At 68.5% G+C, this 18,777-nt stretch carries 15 protein-coding genes; 6 read left to right on the top strand and 9 right to left on the bottom strand.

The genetic code is table 11. The annotated features are described in order from the left end of the window. Window positions 1-12: 12 nt before the first annotated feature. The 9 genes from WT60_RS29905 to WT60_RS29865 all read right to left on the bottom strand — a co-directional run bounded on the left by WT60_RS29905 (window position 13) and on the right by WT60_RS29865 (window position 11,170). Window positions 13-891 carry a TauD/TfdA family dioxygenase gene (locus WT60_RS29905; RefSeq protein WP_081989974.1) on the bottom strand — a complete coding sequence of 293 codons (879 nt, stop codon included), beginning with the start codon at window positions 889-891 and terminating at the stop codon, window positions 13-15. Further along, window positions 827-2,041, bottom strand: coding sequence for a phosphonopyruvate decarboxylase (aepY, locus tag WT60_RS29900; protein WP_060355769.1), 1,215 nt, complete (start codon window positions 2,039-2,041; stop codon window positions 827-829). The genes WT60_RS29905 and aepY overlap by 65 nt, the downstream gene beginning before the upstream one ends. Window positions 2,042-2,043: 2 nt before the next feature. Then, a complete protein-coding gene (gene aepX, locus WT60_RS29895; RefSeq protein ID WP_038752572.1) occupies window positions 2,044-2,955 on the bottom strand; it encodes a phosphoenolpyruvate mutase in 912 nt (303 codons plus the stop codon). Window positions 2,956-3,632: 677 nt separating this feature from the next. After that, entirely contained in the window at window positions 3,633-4,541 is a 909-nt protein-coding gene (locus WT60_RS29890; RefSeq protein ID WP_038752706.1) for a metal-dependent hydrolase, read from the bottom strand. Window positions 4,542-4,577: 36 nt separating this feature from the next. Continuing rightward, the gene (locus WT60_RS29885; protein WP_038752569.1) at window positions 4,578-6,368 is read right to left on the bottom strand and encodes an SDR family oxidoreductase; all 1,791 of its coding nucleotides are present in this window, start codon (window positions 6,366-6,368) and stop codon (window positions 4,578-4,580) included. Between the two features lie 49 nt (window positions 6,369-6,417). After that, entirely contained in the window at window positions 6,418-7,305 is an 888-nt protein-coding gene (locus tag WT60_RS29880; protein WP_038752566.1) for a M24 family metallopeptidase, read from the bottom strand. Window positions 7,306-7,770: 465 nt separating this feature from the next. Next, on the bottom strand, window positions 7,771-8,541 hold the full coding sequence (locus WT60_RS29875) for a slipin family protein (RefSeq protein WP_038752564.1): 771 nt from the start codon (window positions 8,539-8,541) through the stop codon (window positions 7,771-7,773). Beyond that, window positions 8,538-10,028, bottom strand: a complete 1,491-nt coding sequence (locus WT60_RS29870; protein ID WP_060355768.1) for a nodulation protein NfeD — start codon at window positions 10,026-10,028, stop codon at window positions 8,538-8,540. The genes WT60_RS29875 and WT60_RS29870 overlap by 4 nt, the downstream gene beginning before the upstream one ends. Before the next feature lie 77 nt (window positions 10,029-10,105). After that, window positions 10,106-11,170, bottom strand: coding sequence for an AraC family transcriptional regulator (locus WT60_RS29865; RefSeq protein WP_060355767.1), 1,065 nt, complete (start codon window positions 11,168-11,170; stop codon window positions 10,106-10,108). A 162-nt stretch (window positions 11,171-11,332) separates the two neighbouring features. On the opposite strand from WT60_RS29865, the gene WT60_RS29860 reads away from it, so the two are divergent. The 6 genes from WT60_RS29860 (at window position 11,333) to WT60_RS29835 (ending at window position 18,727) form a co-directional block, all read left to right on the top strand. Next, the gene (locus WT60_RS29860) at window positions 11,333-12,466 is read left to right on the top strand and encodes an acyl-CoA dehydrogenase family protein (protein WP_059578852.1); all 1,134 of its coding nucleotides are present in this window, start codon (window positions 11,333-11,335) and stop codon (window positions 12,464-12,466) included. Window positions 12,467-12,575: 109 nt separating this feature from the next. Continuing rightward, on the top strand, window positions 12,576-14,279 hold the full coding sequence (locus tag WT60_RS29855) for an AMP-binding protein (RefSeq protein ID WP_059670022.1): 1,704 nt from the start codon (window positions 12,576-12,578) through the stop codon (window positions 14,277-14,279). Between the two features lie 78 nt (window positions 14,280-14,357). Next, a complete protein-coding gene (locus WT60_RS29850) occupies window positions 14,358-15,887 on the top strand; it encodes a CoA-acylating methylmalonate-semialdehyde dehydrogenase (RefSeq protein ID WP_038752551.1) in 1,530 nt (509 codons plus the stop codon). A gap of 13 nt (window positions 15,888-15,900) precedes the next feature. Continuing rightward, window positions 15,901-16,797, top strand: coding sequence for a 3-hydroxyisobutyrate dehydrogenase (gene mmsB, locus WT60_RS29845; RefSeq protein ID WP_038752548.1), 897 nt, complete (start codon window positions 15,901-15,903; stop codon window positions 16,795-16,797). After that, window positions 16,797-17,588 carry an enoyl-CoA hydratase gene (locus tag WT60_RS29840; RefSeq protein WP_059578843.1) on the top strand — a complete coding sequence of 264 codons (792 nt, stop codon included), beginning with the start codon at window positions 16,797-16,799 and terminating at the stop codon, window positions 17,586-17,588. The genes mmsB and WT60_RS29840 overlap by 1 nt, the downstream gene beginning before the upstream one ends. Further along, a complete protein-coding gene (locus tag WT60_RS29835; RefSeq protein ID WP_060355766.1) occupies window positions 17,585-18,727 on the top strand; it encodes an enoyl-CoA hydratase/isomerase family protein in 1,143 nt (380 codons plus the stop codon). The genes WT60_RS29840 and WT60_RS29835 overlap by 4 nt, the downstream gene beginning before the upstream one ends. Window positions 18,728-18,777: the final 50 nt, after the last annotated feature.

Raw genomic sequence — 18,777 nt, 5'->3', positions numbered from 1 at the left:
GATGCGCGGGTGCTACAGCGGCCGCGCGGGATCGGCCTCGATTTGCGTGCGCCACATCAGGCGCCGCGCATGCTCGTCGAACGCATCGCGCCGATGCATGGTGCAGCGGTTGTCCCAGATCATGATGTCGCCGACTTCCCATCGCTGCGTCCAGGTGATGCCGTCGAGCCGGGTGTAGCGCCACAGTTCGTCGAGGAGCGCTTCCGATTCGTCGACGGGCAGGCCCACGACGTACGCGTTCAATCGGCGCCCGAGATACAGATACGGCCGCTGCGTGACCGGATGGACGCGCACGATCGGATGGACCGAGCCGGGGCAGGCGGTCACGTCGACGACGGAGTCGAACCCGTAGCGCAGCTCGCCGACCGCGGTGTAGCTGCGATCGTGCTTGATCGACAGGCCGGCGACCCGTTTGCGCAGCGACGCGGGCAGCGCGTCGTGGACGCTGTACATGTTCATGAACTCGGTGTTGCCGCCATGCGCGGGAACCTCGATCGCATACAGGATGCTCGCGATGGGCGGCACGTCGGTGTAGCACATGTCGGTGTGCCAGTACGCTTCCTTCGAGCCGAGATGCCCGATCGACACGCCGTTCTCCAAGATGTTCGACACGATCATCAGCTCGGGCAGATCGTCGCGCGACGTCAGCTTCTGCTCTTGGTTCAGCGCGCGTTCGGGCTTGCCGAAGATCCGGCTGAACTCGACGAACTCCGCCATGCCGAGCCGCTGCTGGCGAAGCCGGCAGATGCCGCCCGCATGCCACGCGTCGATCAGCGTCCGAACGGCGTCGGAATCGTTAGGGAACGGCGTGTCGAAGCCGTACACCTCACTGCCGAGCGCACTGGACAGCGTCCTGTACGCCACTTTCCTGCGCGTGGTCGTTTCGATCATGTGTTGCTCCGTTGTGGGATAGGAACGCCATGAAACCGCGCTTGTTCTCGGCGGGCGACGTGCGCGGCCTGCCGAGATCGCTTCGATAGCCTGGCCGGCACGTCACTTCGATGAACGCGCTGCCGTCCAGGAGGCTTGCGTGATGAAGCGCGCTCTCCAGCTCGATCGGCGTCGCGACGGTCCGGGCGAACGCGTAGCCGCACGATGCCGCGATGTGCGAAAGCCGCAACTGCGCGGCGAGCGTGCGCTGTCCGCCGACGGAATCGTGGACGCCGTTGTTGATGACGACGTGCACGAGGTTCGGCGCGCTTGCGCAGTACGCGAGGCCGCCCATATGCATCAGCAGCGCGCCGTCTCCGTCGATGCAGATCACCTGTTGTCGTGGGCGGGCGAGCGCGATGCCGACCGCGATCTGCGACGCGTGGCCCATGCCGCCGACCGTCAGGAAATCGCGCGCGTGCGACTGGCCGAGCCGTTCGCGCAGCTCATAGAGCTCGCGCGACGCGACGCCCGTCGTCGACACGATCGCCGTCGCGTCGCCCGCATGCTCGACGATCAGCTCGATCGCGCGTTCGCGCGTCATTTTGCCGAGCTGCGCGTGTGCGACGTTCGTCCGGTGGGCGGGCGCATCGTCGAACGTATCCTTGCGCGCGACGAGTGCGACGGGCTGCGACGTGCGCCGCGCGTCATCGATCAGCCGCGCGATCGCCGCGTCATCGTCGTACGCGCGGTTCAACACGAGATGACGGATCGACAGTGCGTCGAGCAGCGGCAGCGTGATGCGGCCCTGCGTCGCGTGCTGCGGCTCGTCGTGCGCTTGCGAGCCGTCCGCCGCGATTTCCGCGCGCCAGCCGACGATCAGCACGAGCGGAATGCCGTACACCGCGCGATCCGCGAGCGACACGAGCGGATTGATCGCATTGCCGATGCCGGAGTTCTGCATGTAGACGGCCGGCACGCGGCCCGTCGCGAGATGGTGGCCGATCGCGATGCCGATCGCGGCCCCCTCGCTGCTCGCGACGATGTGACGAAGCGGACAATCCGGATCGTTCAAGCGACCGCAGAACGATTTCAATAAGGAATCCGGAACGCCGGCCGCGAGGTCGACGCCGGCATCGGTCAGTATGCCGATCAGGTCTTCCGATTTCATGGTCAGGCGGTTCCCGGAATGAGCTTCAGGATTTCATTGACAGGCAGGCAGCGCTCCTCGATTTCGAGCGTGCGGCCGTGCGCGAGGATGCCTTCCGCGACCGCCAGCATCGCCGGATAAGCGGCGCGCAACAGATGATTCGCGTAGATGACGACGCTGAAGTGCCGCGCGAGCTCGCCGAACGAGATCGCATTGAAGCTCGTCGGAACGCAGACGAGATACGCGTCGTGGCCGAGCGCGCGAAACCGCTGCGCGAATTCGACGACTTCGTCCGCGTCCTTCTTCCGGCTGTGGATCATGATGCCGTCGGCGCCGGCTTCGCAGTAGGCGGCCGCGCGTTCGAGCGCGTCCGGCATGCCCTTGTCGAGAATCAGGCTTTCGACGCGGGCGATGATCTGAAAATCGTCGGTGATCTGCGCCGCTTTGCCGACGCGAATCTTTTCGCAGAAGTCGTCGATCGATTCCTGGTGTTGAATCACGTCGTTGCCGAGCAGCGAATTTTTCTTCAACCCCGTTTTGTCTTCGATAATCACCGCCGACACGCCGGATCGTTCCAGAGACTGGACATTCAGCGCGAAGTGTTCGGGCTTGCCGCCCGTGTCGCCGTCGATGATGAGCGGCTTGGTCGTGACATCGAAAATGTGCTGGACGTTCGGCAGCCGGCTCGCGATGTCCAGGATCTCGATGTCGGGTCGGCCACGCAGCGTCGAGTCGGTCAGCGAGCTCGACCAGAAGCCGTCGAACTCGGATTGCGTGGCACCGTCCGCCACGTAAACCTTCTCGCTGATCATTGCGGAAATCGGACTGTGGCTTTCGATGAAGCGCAGCGCGCGGCCGGCCGCCAGTTTGTCCCGAAATGATCGACGTCTTTGTTCGTTGGTAATCGGCGCGCTTATTAATTCTCTTATCGGCACGATTTGCTCCTTGTAAATGAAGCAATTTAATAATTTAAGTTCGGCGTCATTGTTATTGTTTATGAAGATTGGATGACAATGTCAAACCGGCTTCCGTGAAATAAAGTCACGCGTGCGTGCCGCGAATGTACGGATCGACGGAGACGGCAACAAGCGGCGCGTTCATTCCGTTTTCGGCATCGGCGGCATGGGGCTCGGCGCGCACAGGCGTTTTCCAGGTGTGCCGGGATGGCGCGGGGCGAATGGATCGAAAGGCGGCGCGGCACGGCGCGGCGAGCGCGAGGTGCCGAGGTTGTCCAATGGCGCAGGTTCCGGTGGCATGCGCGGCGACTGCGGGCGGCGGCCGCGGCGCGACACGAATCGAGCAAGGTGGGTACGTGCGTCGTTCGATGCGCCGGAAGGCTCAAAGGCTCAAAGGCTCAAAGGCTCAAAGGCTCAAAGGCGAGAAGGCGAGAAGGCGAGAAGGCGAGAAGGCGAGAAGGCGAGAAGGCGAGAAGGCGAGAAGTACGGCAAGCCGGCGAAGCGCGACGACCCGGCCAGGCGGTGATGCGAGCGGCCGAGACGCCGCTGAACTGAAGCGACGAGTGCTGCGCCGGCGAAGCGGACGGCACGCGGGCACACAAAGTGAATCGAATCGGGCCCCGCGCGTGCTCGCACGGTGCCCGTCCGCCGTCGCGTCAGGGCGCTGCCTTCCCCGTTCCCCAGTTGCCGCCGTGCGCGGCGGCCTGCGCCGCTGGCGAGCGCGCGAGATATGCGAGCGCGACCTCGGTGGAGCCTTCGCCGTGCGGCGTGTAGCTCGGCCGGTAATAGCGCAGCGCCGCGCCGATCGTCTTCCAGAACGACGGCAGATGGCCGCGGCGCGACCCGCGCCACCACGACAGCACGAAGCCCGGATAGCGGCCGGTGCTCGGATCGCGCTCGTACATGTACTTCGCGCCCGACGTGATGAAGTAGAGCAGCACCAGGATCACGAACGTCATGTGGACCGCGCGCTCGACATAGTGGCCGCCGAGATGCTGGTAAATGTCGAACGCCACGGCCCGGTGCTCGACTTCCTCCGCACCGTGCCAGCGCAGCAGATCGACGACCGTCGGATCGGCGCGGCCGTCGTCGAGCCCACGCGCGTTCAGCACCCAGTTGCCGAGATAGCCGAAGAAGTGCTCGAGCGATGCGATCACCGCGAGCTGCTGGCGCAGCCAGAAGCGCGTGTGGCCGATCTTCAGGCCGAGCGGGCGTTCGCCCAGTACCTTCGTGAAGAGCCAGTTGATCCGCTGCGTGAACGGTTTGGTGTCGATCCCATGCCGCTCGTAGTAGTGCTTGAGCACGCTGCCGTGCGAGCGCGAATGCACGGCTTCCTGACGCAGGAAGCCGTCGGCGTCCGCGTGCAGCGCCGGATCGGTGATGAGGGGCAGCGCCTTGTTGTACACGCGGCAGAACCACAGCTCGCCTTCCGGGAACAGCAGGTTCAGCGTGTTGATGATGTGCGTGCTTTCGGGATCGCCTTCGATCCACTGGATCGGTGTCTTGGCGAAATCGAATTTGACGTGGCGCGCTTTAATCAGGTAGTGATTTTCCGGGGCATTCATCGATGTCTCCTCCAACGGTCGGGGCGGCTTTGCCGCTCAATGCGACGCCATGCTGATGCGGGCGATCATCCGGCCGAGCCACGGCGTGAAGCGCCCGACGAAACGCATCGCGTGCGCCTCCGCGCCGATCGCGACGACCGCCTTGTTCTGCAGCACGCCGTCGACCATCGCCTTCGCGACCGTCTCCGGCTTCAGGCCGCGCATCTGATAAAGCTTCGTCGCGCGCTTGCGCAGCCGCGCTTCGTCCTGCGCGCTCTTCGCGCCCGCGTACTGGGTCGACGCCATGATGCCGGTCTCGGCGAAGCCGGGGCACACGGCCGTCACGCCGATGCCGTGATCCGCGAGCTCGGCGCGCATGCATTCGCTGAGCATCAGCACCGCGGCCTTTGTCGTTGCGTAGGCGGGCAGGTCGCGCGACGGGCCGAACGCGGCCGCCGACGCCGTGTTGAGGATGTGGCCGCCCGCGCCGCGCGCGGCCATCTGCTTCGCGAACAGGCGCGAGCCGTGGATCACGCCCCACAGGTTCACGCGCAGGATGCGCTCCCAGTGCGCGGCCGACGTGTCGAGAATGCCGCCCGCCATGCCGATGCCCGCGTTGTTGACGACGATGTCCGCGCCGCCCAGCTCGTCGCCGACCCAATTCGCGAGCGCTTCCATGTCGTCGGCCGAGCCGACGTCGACGCGCCGCACGTGCGCCTCGACGCCGAGCAGGCGCACGAGGAGCGCGGTGCGCTCGGCCGCCTGCTCGTCGATGTCGACGGCGACGATCGACGCGCCTTGCTTCGCGAATTCGACGGCCGCGCAGCGGCCGATGCCGCTGCCCGCGCCCGTGATCACGACGCGTTTGCCGACGAACGGCCCGGTGCCGCTCGCGCGGCGCGCAAGCGCGAGCGCGGGCGGCTCCGCGCCCGTCTCGACCGCTTCGATCAGCTCCTGCGCGAGCGCGGCGAAGCGTTCGGGTTCGGACATCGGCAGCCAGTGCCGCTCGGCCACTTCGCGGCGGTAATAGGCCGGCACCCAGCGCGCGATGTCGGCCGACAGCGCGGGGCTCACGAACTTGTCGCGCAGCGGCACGACGACCTGCACGGGCGCGTGCGCGTAGCGCTCGCGCGGCGCGAACACGCGGCGGATGAAGTTCGCGCGATAGAGGCGCACGCCGTTCACGCCGTCCTCGGTCTGCGTCGGGCGCGGGCCGACGTCGGTGCGCTCGAGCCGGCGCATCAGCGAAGGCCACGCGCGGCCGAGCCACAGACGCCAATTGAGCTCGGGGATGAACGGCAGATGGAACAGATACACGTACCACGAGCGCACGAGCTGGCCGCCGAGACGCTTGATCGACGCGGGCGACGGACGCGCGAGCTGCTGGCGCAGCCAGTAGCCGACGTGGTCGAGATTCGGCCCGGAGCACGACGTGTACGACAGGATGCGCCCCGCGAGCCGCGGCTCGGTGACGAACTCCCAGCCCTGAATCGAGCCCCAGTCGTGGCCGATCACGTGGACCGCGCGCTTCGGCGCGAGCGCGTCGATCACCGCGACGAAATCGTCGACGAGCCGCTCGAGCCGGTAGTCGGCCGTGCGCGCGGGTTTCGTCGACAGGCCCGCGCCGCGCACGTCGTACGCGATCACGTAGTAAGACTTCGCAAGCAGCGGCGCGACGCGGTGCCAGACGCTGCTGCTGTCGGGGTAGCCGTGCACGAGCACGACGGCGGGACGCGACGCGTCGCCCCAGGTCTTCGCGGCGAGCGTGACGTCGCCGGCCGGAACGGCGGTTTCGGCGTGAACCGATTCGAACAGCGCGAGCGGCGCTTCGTCGGAAAGAGGCTGCATCGTGATGTCTTGTCTTGTTGTCGGAAAGGAGGGCGCGCGGCGAATCCGGTCACGCGGCCTGTTCTTGCGCAAGCTGCTTGCTCGCCTCGCGCGCGTGCCAGCGGCGCACGTGCGGCAGGTCGTCGTCGAGCCAGTACGCGTCGTCGTCGGTGATGACGAGCAACTCCTCGAATTTCGCGCCGACGCCGGCGAAGCCGAGATGCGGCTCGACCGCCCAGAGGCCGGGCGTCGGCGCGTGATCGGAGCGCGCGTCGATCGACCACAGCGGCGACCAGCCCTGTTCCTTGCCCGCGCGCGTTTGCTCGAGCAGCAGGTTGCGCGTCGAGTTGAGGCCGAAGCGTGCGACGAAACGCGGCTTCGACAGCTTGTGCAGCTTCGCGACGCGATGCGCGAGCACCTTGAACGGATACGCCTTGTGGCGCGGCTCGACGCCCTGGCGGCGGCACAGCGCGTCGACTTCCTGCGCGACTTCGGCGAGCGTGCGGCGCTCCTTGACGAGCTTCACGATCATCTCGCGGTGCGCGATCAGGTCGTCCTGCAGTTGCTCGAGGACCGGGTTGTGGCCGAGACAGGTTGCGTAGCCGACGTCGGCGACGATTCCGTCGACGACGGGCGCGACGTCGAGGATCACCGGCATGTCGGGCTCGAGCGTGCGGTTGCTCGGGAAGAATGCGAGGTTGAAGCCGCCCAGGTGCTTCAGTCCCGAGAAGCCCTCGAACGCGGTGCGATCGCCGAACCACGCGAACGGCTTGTGCAGCCAGTCGTGCACGCCGTGGTCCTGCGCCCATTCGATCATCAGCTTCGCGGCCTGCTTCTCGGTGATGCCGGGGTACAGCATGTCGCCGACCGTCTCGACGCAGCGGTACGCGAGCTGCTGGACGGAGCGGAACTGGTCCAGCTCTTCGATATGGATTTCCGGCAGCGGATGCTCGGCCATGGCGTCGTCTCCCTTTCTTCGTCGTTCTGAACGGCGATGCCGGCCGCGGATGCGTGCCGTCATTGCGCTGCGTCAGCAAATGTGACATTGATCAATGTAAGCATCTTATAGCAACTGACCGCGCGCGAGCGTGCGTTTGTGATGAGTACTTCTCCTAATTCGTCGGCGAAAAGCGCGGCGGCGCGGCGTGGGCTGCTACGGGGCGAAATGGGCGTCGAAACGGAAGTTGAAATGGGGAGCGATCTGCCGGACGAACGGCCGGCGAGTGAGCGGTCGGGCCGGCGGGCGGCCGAATCATCGAATCATCGAGCCGGCGGATCGGACGATCGGCGGATGGCGGATGGGCAGACGGCAGACAGCGGACAGCGGACAGCGGACGGCGGACGGCGGACGGCGCGGCCGACGGCGGACGCCAGGCGGCGAACGGCGGGCCGCGACGGGGCAGCCCGCGACGGGCACAACGGATTACCGCGGTGCGCCGCCGAAGCGTTCAAGCACCGAACTGAGCAGGTCGATCGGCAACGGAAAGACGATCGTCGAGTTCTTGTCGGCGGCGATCGTCGTGAGCGTCTGCAGATAACGCAGCTGCATCGCCTGCGGCTGCAGCGCGAGCCGCTGCGCGGCCTTCAGCAACTGCTCGGACGCCTGCAGCTCGCCTTCCGCGTGGATCACCTTCGCGCGCCGCTCGCGCTCGGCCTCGGCCTGCCGCGCGATCGCGCGGATCATCGTCTCGTTCAGGTCGACGTGCTTGATCTCCACCACCGATACCTTGATCCCCCACGCGTCCGTCTGCGCGTCGAGCGTTTTCTGGATGTCGGCGTTCAATTGCTCGCGCTCGGCGAGGAGCGCGTCGAGCTCGTGCTTGCCGAGCACGGAGCGCAGCGTCGTCTGCGCGAGCTGGCTCGTCGCGTCGAAGTAGCGCTGAACCTGGATCACCGCCTTTTCCGGATCGACGACGCGGAAATACACGACAGCGCTCACCTTCACCGACACGTTGTCGCGCGTGATCACGTCTTGCGCGGGCACGTCGAACACGACGGTGCGCAGGTCGATCCGCACCACTTGCTGGACGACCGGGATGATCAGCACGAGGCCCGGCCCCTTGACCTTCCAGAAGCGCCCGAGCAGGAACACGACGCCGCGCTCGTATTCCCGGAAGATGCGGATCGCCGACGCGATCACGAACAGCGCGAATACGAACAGCAGGCTGCTGAAGCCGAACGTGAAGCCCATCATGATTGTTCTCCTTGTGGTGGGGCGGTGTCGTACAGCGGGGCGACGGTCAGCGTGAGGCCGTTGCGGCCCGTCACGCGCACGCGGCGGCCGGCCGCGATCGGCGTCGCGCTCGCGACGCGCCAGCGCTCGCCGTGCACGCGCGCCCAGCCGGCCGCGGACGGCGCGAGCGGTGCGGCCGGATCGGCGCTCGGGCCGATTTCGGGCGGCTGATCGGGGACGAGCCCGTCGTCGAGCACTTCGCCGACGCTGCCGACGATCGCCTCCGCGCCCGTGACGACGGGCCGCCGCCGCGCGCGCAGCGCGAAGCCCGACACGCCGAACACGAGGATCGCGCCCGAGGCCGCCAGCGAGACGATCACGGGCCACGGCACGCCGTAGCCGGGCACGTCGGTGTCGATCAGCATCAGCGCGCCGATCGCGAACGCGACGATGCCGCCGACGCCGAGCGTGCCGAAAGTCGGCAGGAATGCCTCGGCGATCAGGAACGCGATGCCGAGCATCACGAGCGCGAGGCCCGCGTAGTTGATCGGCAGCAATTGCAGCGCGAACAGGCCGACGAGCAGGCTGATCGCGCCCGCGACGCCCGGCAGCACGAAGCCCGGATTCGCGAATTCGAAGAAGATTCCGTACATCCCCAGCGTGACGAGCACGAGCGCGACGCTCGGATCGGCGATCGTCGCGAGCAGGCGGCTGCGCCAGTCGGGCTCGATCGTCTCGATCGGCGCCTGCGCGGTGTCGAGCCGGTGCGTGCCCGTCGCGGTGACGATCTTGCTGCCGTCGAGCTTCGCGGCGAGATCGGCCGGATCGTTCGCGATCAGGTCGACGACGTGCTGCGCGAGCGCGTCGTTCGCGGGCAGGCTCACCGCTTCGCGCACCGCGCGCTCCGCCCATTCGACGTTGCGGCCTCGCAGTTGCGCGAGACTGCGGATGTATGCGGCCGCGTCGTGCAGCGCCTTGCGGGATTCGGTCGACTCGGCGTCGGTCGCGGCCGCGCCGGATGCGGCGCCGGGCTCGCGCCGCGCGGCGGGCGGCGCCGGGCCGCCGACGCCGAACTGCACGGGCGACGCCGCGCCGAGATTCGTGCCGGGCGCCATCGCCGCGATGTGGCTCGCATAGACGATGTAGGTGCCGGCGCTCGCCGCGCGCGCGCCGCCCGGCGCGACGAACGCGGCGACGGGCACGCCCGAGCCGACGATCGCCTTGATGATCTGCCGCATCGACGTGTCGAGGCCGCCCGGCGTGTCGAGCTGGAGGATCGCGAGCTGCGCGTGCTCGCGCGCGGCTCGCTCGAGGCCGCGGACGATGAAGTCGGCGCTCGCGGGCCCGATCGCGCCCGTGACCGGAATCACGACGACGGGCTCGCGCGTCGCGGCGGCGGCGGCCGCGCAGGCGAGCAGCAGGCCGACCAGCACGGCCGCGCGCGCGAGCCGCGCGGGAAGCCTGCCGTGCCTGGGCGGCGGGCGCGGCGAAGGGTGGGGCGTTTGCATCGCGGTGTCGGCCGGCGGCGCGCGGCCGCATGGTGCGGCGCCGCAGCCGGGCCGTGAGAAGGGCGTGCGCCCGGTGTTTAAAGAGTAGGCGGTTTCCGGCGAAAGCGCGAAGCGGCGGCGCGCGCGGCGAGTGCGGCGTCGCGGTAGTCGGCGGGGCTCATTCCGCGCCACTTGCGGAACGCGCGGTAGAACGCGCTCGGCTCGGCGAAGCCCGCCGCCGCCGCGACGTCGGCGACGGTGCGGGCCGGATCGGCGAGCGCCTCGCACGCGAGATCGCGGCGCAGCGCGTCCTTGATCGACTGATACGAAAGGCCCTCCTGCTTCAGCTTGCGCCGCAGCGTCGCCTCGGCGACGTGCAGCCGCGCGGCGAGCGCGTGCGAGGTCGGCCACGCGGCGGGCGGCAGCCCGCGCAGCGTCGCGCGCACGCGCTCGCCGAACGCGTGCGGATTGCGATACTTCACGATGAAGCTCGCGGGCGCGTCGCGCAGGAACGGCTTCAGCGTCTTCGCCGTCTGCACGACGGGCAGCGCGGCGAACGCCGGATCGAAATCGACGTACGAATCGGGCTGATCGAAGCGCATGTCGTCGCAGAACATCAGCTGATATTCGTGGACGGCGAGCGGCTCGCCGCACCGAAAGCTCGCGTGCAGCAGCGGAATGCGCCGCCCGATCAGCCAGCACGTGAGCCCGTAGACGATGATGAAATAGGTTGCGTACGCGAACATCGCCGGCGCGTTCGCTTTGTTGCGATGCACGAAACGCAGCCGCACGCGCTCGGCGTTCGCGTCGATCTCGGCGTGCAGATCGTCGAGCACGCAGTGCATGAAGTTGACCGCGCGCGCGAGCGCGCGCAGCCCGTTGCGCGCGGAGAGCGCCGCCTGGCTCATCGCGATGAAGCTGCCGCAGCGCATCGGATGCGAATCCTGGCCGAAGAACTCGTCGTCGAGCGCGCGCGCGATCGCGTTCCACAGCGCGCCGTATTGCCGCGCGGACACGCGCGCGTTCGGCTGCGCGAGCAGCGCGGCGGCAATGCCCGCCTGCGCGAGGAGCGGCGCGTCGTCGACGCCGCGCCGGCGCGACAGCGCGAGGCTCGACTCGACGAGCGCGATCGAAACGGTGCCTTTCTTCTCTTCGTGCTTCATCGCAGGGCGTGCCGTGGCGCGGTATGGCAAAAACGATCAGTGTAATTGAGCGAAGCGAGCATCGAACAGAATCCGCGCGTTGCCTACACTTGACTTATCGAGACAAAACGAACGAGGCGCGCCGCGCGACGACGCGGCTGGCCGCCCGGGAGACACACAGCAATGGACGATCTCTACACCGAAGATCAACGGATGATCCTCGACGCCGCGCGCGCCTTCTCCGCCGAGGCGCTCGCGCCGAACGCCGCGCAGTGGGACCGCGAATCGCATCTGCCCGACGAGGTCGTCGCGCAGATGGGCGAGCTCGGCTTTCTCGGCATGATCGTGCCCGCCGACTGGGGCGGATCGTACACCGACTACGTCGCCTATGCGCTCGCGCTCGAAGAGATCGCGGCCGGCTGCGCGTCGTGTGCGACGCTCGTGAGCGTGCACAACTCGGTCGGCTGCGGGCCGGTGCTGAATTACGGCACGCAGGAGCAGAAAGAGCGCTGGCTGCGCGATCTCGCGACCGGCAAGACGATCGGCGCGTTCAGCCTCACCGAGCCGCACGCGGGTTCCGAGGCGCACAACCTGCGCACGCGCGCGGAGCTGCGCGACGGCAAGTGGATACTGAACGGCAGCAAGCAGTTCGTCACGAACGGCGCGCGCGCGGGCCTCACGATCGTTTTTGCCATGACCGATCCGGGCGAAGGCAAGCGCGGGCTGTCCGCATTCGTCGTGCCGGCCGACACGCCGGGCTTCATCGTCGGCAAGCCCGAGAAGAAGATGGGCATCCGCGCGTCGGACACCTGCGCGATCACGCTCGAGAACTGCGCAATTCCGCAGGAGAATCTGCTCGGCAAGCGCGGCGAGGGGCTGAAGATCGCGCTGTCGAATCTCGAGGGCGGGCGCATCGGCATCGCCGCGCAGGCGATCGGCATCGCGCGCGCCGCGTTCGATCGCGCGCGCCGCTATGCGCGCGAGCGGGTCCAGTTCGGCAAGCCGATCGCCGAGCATCAGGCGATCGCCGAGAAGCTCGCGAACATGGCGACGCAGATCAACGCCGCGCGCCTTCTCACGCATCACGCGGCGCGGCTGCGCACGGCGGGCCTGCCGTGCCTGTCCGAAGCGTCGCAGGCGAAGCTCTTCGCGTCCGAGATGGCCGAGGCGGTGTGCTCGGACGCGATCCAGATCCACGGCGGCTACGGTTTCCTCGTCGACTACGAGGTCGAGCGCCATTACCGCGATGCGCGGATCACGCAGATCTACGAGGGGACCAGCGAAGTGCAAAGAATGGTGATCGCGCGGCAGCTCTGAGCGCCGCCGCGCGAATCACCGCGAAGAGGCACTCGCGCAACATGGATGGCTTTGCATGGGATCGGAGTAAGCGCCAAAGCGCCGACTCCGATCGACAGGAGACGACACGATGACGGCACAGGCGTTTCTCGACGCACGCGATTTCCTGCTGCGCCACCGCACCGACTACGAGAGCGCATATCGCGATTTCAAGTGGCCGGCGCTCGACGAATTCAACTGGGCGCTCGACTACTTCGACGCGATCGCGCGCGGCAACGACCGCCCGGCGCTGTGGATCGTCGACGCCGCGACGGGCGACGGCGCGCAGTACACGTTCGCGCAGATGTCGGAGCGCTCCGCGCGGATCGCGAACTGGCTGCGCGGCATCGGCGTTGCGCGCGGCGAGCGCATTCTGCTGATGCTGCCGAACCGCGTCGAGCTGTGGGACACGATGCTCGCGGCGATGAAGCTCGGCGCGGTGGTGCTGCCCGCGACGACGCAGCTGTCCGCCGACGACGTGCGCGAGCGCGTGCAGATCGGCGGCGCGCGCTATGCGATCGTCGACGAGAACGAAGCCGCGAAGTTCGAGCAGCCGGGGCTTGACGTGACGAAGATCGTCGCGGGCGCGCCGCGCGCGGGGTGGCTTCCGCTCGCCGACGGCTACGCGGCCCCCGCGGACTTCACGCCCGACGGGCGCACGCACGCGAGCGATCCGATGCTGCTGTATTTCACGTCGGGCACGACGTCGAAGCCGAAGCTCGTCGAGCACACGCACCGCACGTATCCGGTCGGCAGCCTGTCGACGATGTACTGGGTCGGCCTGCAGCCGGGCGACGTCCACTGGAACATCAGCTCGCCCGGCTGGGCGAAGCACGCGTGGAGCTGCTTCTACGCGCCGTGGAACGCGCAGGCGTGCGTGTTCGCGTTCAACTATGCGCGCTTCGAGCCGAAGGTCGTGCTCGATGCGCTCGTCAAATATCAGGTGACGACGATGTGCGCGCCGCCGACCGTCTGGCGGATGCTCGTCCAGCAGCCGCTCGCGACGTTCGCGGTGAAGCTGCGCGAGATCGTCGGCGCGGGCGAGCCGCTCAATCCGGAGATCATCGAGCGCGTGAAGAAGGCGTGGGGCGTGACGATTCGCGACGGCTACGGGCAGACCGAAACCACCTGCCTCATCGGCAACTCGCCGGGGCAGCCGGTCGTGCCGGGCGCGATGGGCCGGCCGATGCCGGGCTACGCGATCGCGCTGCTCGATCCGGACGGCGCCCCCGCGAGCGAAGGCGAGGTCGCGCTGCCGGTGGGCCCGGGCGTCGAGCGTCCGGTCGGCCTGATGAAGGGCTACGCGAACAATCCGGAGGCGACCGCGCACGCGATGCGCGGCGGCCACTACCGCACGTCCGACATCGCGCTGCGCCGCGACGACGGCTACTTCGTCTACGTCGGCCGCGCGGACGACGTGTTCAAGTCGTCCGATTACCGGCTGAGCCCGTTCGAGCTCGAAAGCGTGCTGATCGAGCACGAGGCGATCGCCGAGGCGGCCGTCGTGCCGAGCCCGGACCCGGTGAGGCTGTCGGTGCCGAAGACGTTCATCACGCTGCGCGCGGGCTACGAGCCGAGCGAGGCGCTCGCGCGCGACATCTTCCGCTTCTCGCGCGAGCGGCTCGCGCCGTACAAGCGGATTCGGAGGTTGCAGTTCGCCGAGCTGCCGAAGACGATCTCCGGCAAGATCCGACGCGTCGAATTGCGCCGCCTCGAGCTGGAGCGCGGCGGCGACGCGTCGAGCCGGATGCCCGGCGAGTATTGGGAAGAGGATTTCGCGGCCGAGGGCAAGTGACGCCCGTCATGCCGCTTCGCATCAACCGGCCGGCGGCGCGCGCGACGCGCCGCCGGCCATAGCCAGGAGAATCTCACGATGAACGCAACTCCGTCGTCCCAGAAGGGACATCACGTGCCGACTGTGAAGCTGTTGATCGCCGGCGAATTCGTCGAATCCCACGCGACCGAGTGGCGCGACATCGTCAATCCGGCGACGCAGGAGCTGCTCGCGCGCGTGCCGTTCGCGACGGCCGCCGAAGTCGACGCGGCCGTCGAGGCAGCGCAGGCCGCGTTCGCGAAGTGGAAGAACACGCCGCTTTCCGCGCGGATGCGGATCATGCTGAAGTTCCAGGAGCTCGTGCGCGCGAACCTGCCGCAGATCGCGAAGACGTTGACGGCCGAGCAGGGCAAGACGTTGCCCGACGCCGAAGGCGACGTGTTTCGCGGCCTCGAGGTCGTCGAGCACGCGTGCTCGGTCGGCTCGCTGCAATTGGGCGAATTCGCCGAGAACGTCGCGGGCGGCGTGGACACCTACTCGCTGCGCCAGCCGCTCGGCGTGTGCGTCGGCATCACGCCGTTCAACTTCCCGGCGATGATTCCGCTGTGGATGTTCCCGATGGCGATCGTCTGCGGCAATACGTTCGTGCTGAAGCCTTCCGAGCAGGACCCGCTGTCGACGATGCAGCTCGTCGAGCTCGCGATCGAGGCGGGCGTGCCGAAGGGCGTGCTCAACGTCGTGCACGGCGGCAAGGAAGTCGTCGACGCGCTGTGCACCCATCCGCTCGTGAAGGCGATCTCGTTCGTCGGCTCGACGGCCGTCGGCACGCACGTGTACCGGCTCGGCAGCGAGCACGGCAAGCGCGTGCAGTCGATGATGGGCGCGAAGAACCACGCGGTGATCCTGCCCGACGCGAACCGCGAGCAGACGGTCAACGCGCTCGTCGGCGCGGCGTTCGGCGCGGCGGGCCAGCGCTGCATGGCGACGTCGGTCGCGGTGCTCGTCGGCGCGGCGCGCGACTGGCTGCCCGACATCGTCGCGAAGGCGAAGACGCTGAAGGTCAACGCGGGCGCGGAAGCCGGCACCGACGTCGGCCCCGTCGTATCGCGCGCGGCGAAGCAGCGGATTCTCGGCCTCATCGAAACCGGCGAGAAGGAAGGCGCGACGCTCGCGCTCGACGGCCGAGAAGTGAGCGTCGACGGCTATCCGCACGGCAACTTCATCGGCCCGACGGTCTTCGCCGACGTGACGCCGGAGATGTCGATCTACACGCACGAGATCTTCGGCCCGGTGCTGTGCGTGATGTCGGTCGACACGCTCGACGAGGCGATCGCGCTCGTCAACGCGAATCCGTTCGGCAACGGCGTGGGCCTCTTCACGCAAAGCGGCGCGGCGGCGCGCAAGTTCCAGAGCGACATCGACATCGGCCAGGTCGGCATCAACATTCCGATTCCGGTGCCGGTGCCGTTCTTCAGCTTCACGGGCTCGCGCGGCTCGAAGCTCGGCGATCTCGGGCCGTACGGCAAGCAGGTCGTGCAGTTCTACACGCAGACGAAGACCGTCACCGCGCGCTGGTTCGACGACGACGCGACGGCGGGCGCCGTCAACACGACGATTCGCTTGCACTGATCGGGGAGGCGCGATGAAGATCGGTTTTATCGGCTTGGGCCACATGGGCGCGCCGATGGCGCTCAATCTGCTGAAGGCGGGCCATGAGGTGCGCGCGTTCGATCTCAGCGAGGACGCGCTGCGCCTCGTGAAGGACGGCGGCGCGCAGGTCGCCGGCTCGCCGCGCGAAGCGGCGGCGGGCGCCGAGTTCGTCGTCACGATGCTGCCCGCGGCCGCGCACGTGCGCGCCGTGCTCACGCAGGAGAACGGCGTGCTGGCGGGACTTGCCGCGGGCGCGATGGTGATCGATTCGAGCACGATCGATCCGGCGAGCGCGCAGGCGTTCGGCGAGCTCGTGCGCGAGAACGGCGGCGCGTTCGTCGACGCGCCCGTGTCGGGCGGCACGGGCGGCGCGGCGGCGGGCACGCTGACGTTCATGGTCGGCGGCAGCGACGCCGACTACGAGCGCGTGAAGCCCGTGCTCGCGGCGATGGGCAAGAACATCGTCCACTGCGGCGCGGCCGGGATGGGGCAGGTCGCGAAGGTCTGCAACAACCTCGTGCTCGGGATCACGATGGCGGGCGTGTCCGAGGCGATGGCGCTCGGCGCGTCGCTCGGCATCGATCCGAAGGTGCTCGCGGGCATCATCAACACGTCGACGGGCCGCTGCTGGAGCTCGGACACGTACAACCCGTATCCGGGCGTGATCGAGACCGCGCCGTCGTCGCGCGGCTACACGGGCGGCTTCGGCACCGATCTGATGCTGAAGGATCTCGGCCTCGCGAACGACGCGGCCAAGCAGGTCCGGCAGCCGGTGTATCTCGGCGCGCTCGCGCAGCAGCTGTATCAGACGATGAGCAGCCGCGGCGACGGCAAGCTCGATTTCTCCGCGGTGATCCGCCTGTATCAACCGGTCAAGAAGGACGCCTGATGATCGAGCTCGACTACGCCGACGACGGCGCGATCGCGCTCGTCACGCTCAAGCGCCCGTCCGCGAATACGTTCAGCGCGGACGGGCTCCTTCAACTGCAGCGCACGATCGAGCGGCTCGAGGCCGATTCCCGCGTGCGCGCGCTCGTCGTCACGGGCGACGGCCCGAAGTTCTTCAGCGCGGGCGCGGATCTGAACTCGTTCGCGCAAGGCGATCACGCGATGGCGCGCACGATGGCCGCGCGCTTCGGCGCGGCGTTCGAGGCGTTGCACGACGCGCGCTTTCCGACGATCGCCGCGATCAACGGCTATGCGATGGGCGGCGGCCTCGAATGCGCGCTCGCGTGCGACATGCGCATCGCCGAGCGGCACGCGCAGATGGCGCTGCCCGAGCCGTCGGTGGGCCTCACGCCGTGCGGGCTCGGCACGCAGACGCTGCCCTGGCTCGTCGGCGAAGGCTGGGCGAAGCGGATGATTCTCGCGGGCGTGCGCGTCGATGCGCAAACCGCGCTGCGCATCGGCCTCGTCGAGGAAGTCGTCGACACGGGCCGCGCGCCCGACGCGGCGCTCGAGCTCGCGCGCCGCACGGTCGCGCTCGGCCCGCGCGCGGTCGGCGTCGCGAAGGAGCTGATCGGCCTCGTGCGGCAAGGCGTGCCGCGCGGCGCGGCGCTCGCGGTGGAGCGCGAGCGCTTCGTCGAGCTGTTCGACGGCGACGAACCGCGCGAAGGCGTCGCCGCGTTCCTCGGCAAGCGCGAGCCGCAATGGCGCACCGACGGAGGGCACCCGCAATGAGCACGCCGGTGATGCACGACGCTCGCCACGACACGGCGGCGCGCGACGTGCAGATGCGCGTCGTAAACCGCGTCGCGCTGATCACGCTGAACCGGCCGGCCGCGCTCAACGCGCTGTCGCACGACATGGTGCGCGCGCTCGCCGCGTTGCTCGAACGCTGCCGCGACGATCGCTCGATCGTCGCGGCCGTGCTGCGCGGCGCGGGCGACAAGGGCTTTTGCGCGGGCGGCGACGTGCGCGCGCTCTACCGGATGGCGAAGGCGGGCGGCCGCGGCTGGCTGCCGTTCTTCGTCGACGAATACCGGCTCGATTACGCGATTCACACGTTCCCGAAGCCCGTCGTCGCGCTGATGGACGGCATCACGATGGGCGGCGGAATGGGGCTCGCGCAGGGCGCCGCGCTGCGCGTGTCGACCGAGCGCAGCAAGATCGCGATGCCGGAGACGCGAATCGGCTTCGTGCCCGACGTCGGCGCGACGCACTTTCTCGCGCAGCTGCCTGTCGAGCTGTCGCTCTTCGTCGGCCTGACGGGCGCGACGCTGTCGGGCGCGGACGCGCTCGTCGCGAAGCTCGCCGATCTGTCGGTGCCGTCGTCGTGGCTCGACACGTTCGAGACGCGGCTCGAGCGCGCGGACTGGTCGGGCGACGCGTTGCGCGCGTTGCGCGCGGTGTTCGAGCCGCCGTGCAACGTCGTGCCGCACGCGGCGCTCGACAGCCAGATGCCGTGGATCGTCCGGCATTTCGACAAGCGCTCGGGCGTCGAGCGGATCGTCGCGACGCTGCGGCAGGATCTGATGCGCGACGAGCTGTCGCGCGAGCACCGGCAATGGCTGCAGACGACGCTCGACGCATTGACGAGCCATTCGCCGACGATGCTCGAAGTCACGCGCGAGGCGCTGTTGCGCGGCCGGCAGATGACGCTCGCCGAATCGTTCCGGATGGAGCTCGGGATCGTCGCGCACGCGATCGAGGAGGGCGATTTCTGCGAAGGCGTGCGCGCGCATCTCGTCGACAAGGATCGCAGGCCGGGCTGGGCGCCCGCGTCGCTCGTCGAGGTGCAGCGCGAGCGTGTCCAGCATTTTCTCGCGTCGCCGTGGAAGCGCGACACGCATCCGCTCGCCGATCTCGGCGCGGCGTGACATGACATGACGTGAAATGACGTGGCGGACGGCGCGCCGCCGGGTGCGCC

This window comes from Burkholderia sp. MSMB617WGS (assembly GCF_001532025.2).
Lineage (GTDB): Bacteria > Pseudomonadota > Gammaproteobacteria > Burkholderiales > Burkholderiaceae > Burkholderia > Burkholderia savannae.
This window is presented reverse-complemented; position numbering and strand designations above follow the sequence as displayed.

Coding starts and splice junctions, on each gene's coding strand:
- WT60_RS29865 (WP_060355767.1), bottom strand. CDS start 11,170: ATGAAGCACGAAGAGAAGAAAGGCACCGTTTCGATCGCGCTCGTCGAG.
- WT60_RS29880 (WP_038752566.1), bottom strand. CDS start 7,305: ATGGCCGAGCATCCGCTGCCGGAAATCCATATCGAAGAGCTGGACCAG.
- WT60_RS29905 (WP_081989974.1), bottom strand. CDS start 891: ATGATCGAAACGACCACGCGCAGGAAAGTGGCGTACAGGACGCTGTCC.
- WT60_RS29875 (WP_038752564.1), bottom strand. CDS start 8,541: ATGATGGGCTTCACGTTCGGCTTCAGCAGCCTGCTGTTCGTATTCGCG.
- WT60_RS29890 (WP_038752706.1), bottom strand. CDS start 4,541: ATGAATGCCCCGGAAAATCACTACCTGATTAAAGCGCGCCACGTCAAA.
- WT60_RS29855 (WP_059670022.1), top strand. CDS start 12,576: ATGACGGCACAGGCGTTTCTCGACGCACGCGATTTCCTGCTGCGCCAC.
- WT60_RS29885 (WP_038752569.1), bottom strand. CDS start 6,368: ATGCAGCCTCTTTCCGACGAAGCGCCGCTCGCGCTGTTCGAATCGGTT.
- WT60_RS29850 (WP_038752551.1), top strand. CDS start 14,358: ATGAACGCAACTCCGTCGTCCCAGAAGGGACATCACGTGCCGACTGTG.
- mmsB (WP_038752548.1), top strand. CDS start 15,901: ATGAAGATCGGTTTTATCGGCTTGGGCCACATGGGCGCGCCGATGGCG.
- WT60_RS29835 (WP_060355766.1), top strand. CDS start 17,585: ATGAGCACGCCGGTGATGCACGACGCTCGCCACGACACGGCGGCGCGC.
- WT60_RS29840 (WP_059578843.1), top strand. CDS start 16,797: ATGATCGAGCTCGACTACGCCGACGACGGCGCGATCGCGCTCGTCACG.
- WT60_RS29870 (WP_060355768.1), bottom strand. CDS start 10,028: ATGCAAACGCCCCACCCTTCGCCGCGCCCGCCGCCCAGGCACGGCAGG.
- aepY (WP_060355769.1), bottom strand. CDS start 2,041: ATGAAATCGGAAGACCTGATCGGCATACTGACCGATGCCGGCGTCGAC.
- WT60_RS29860 (WP_059578852.1), top strand. CDS start 11,333: ATGGACGATCTCTACACCGAAGATCAACGGATGATCCTCGACGCCGCG.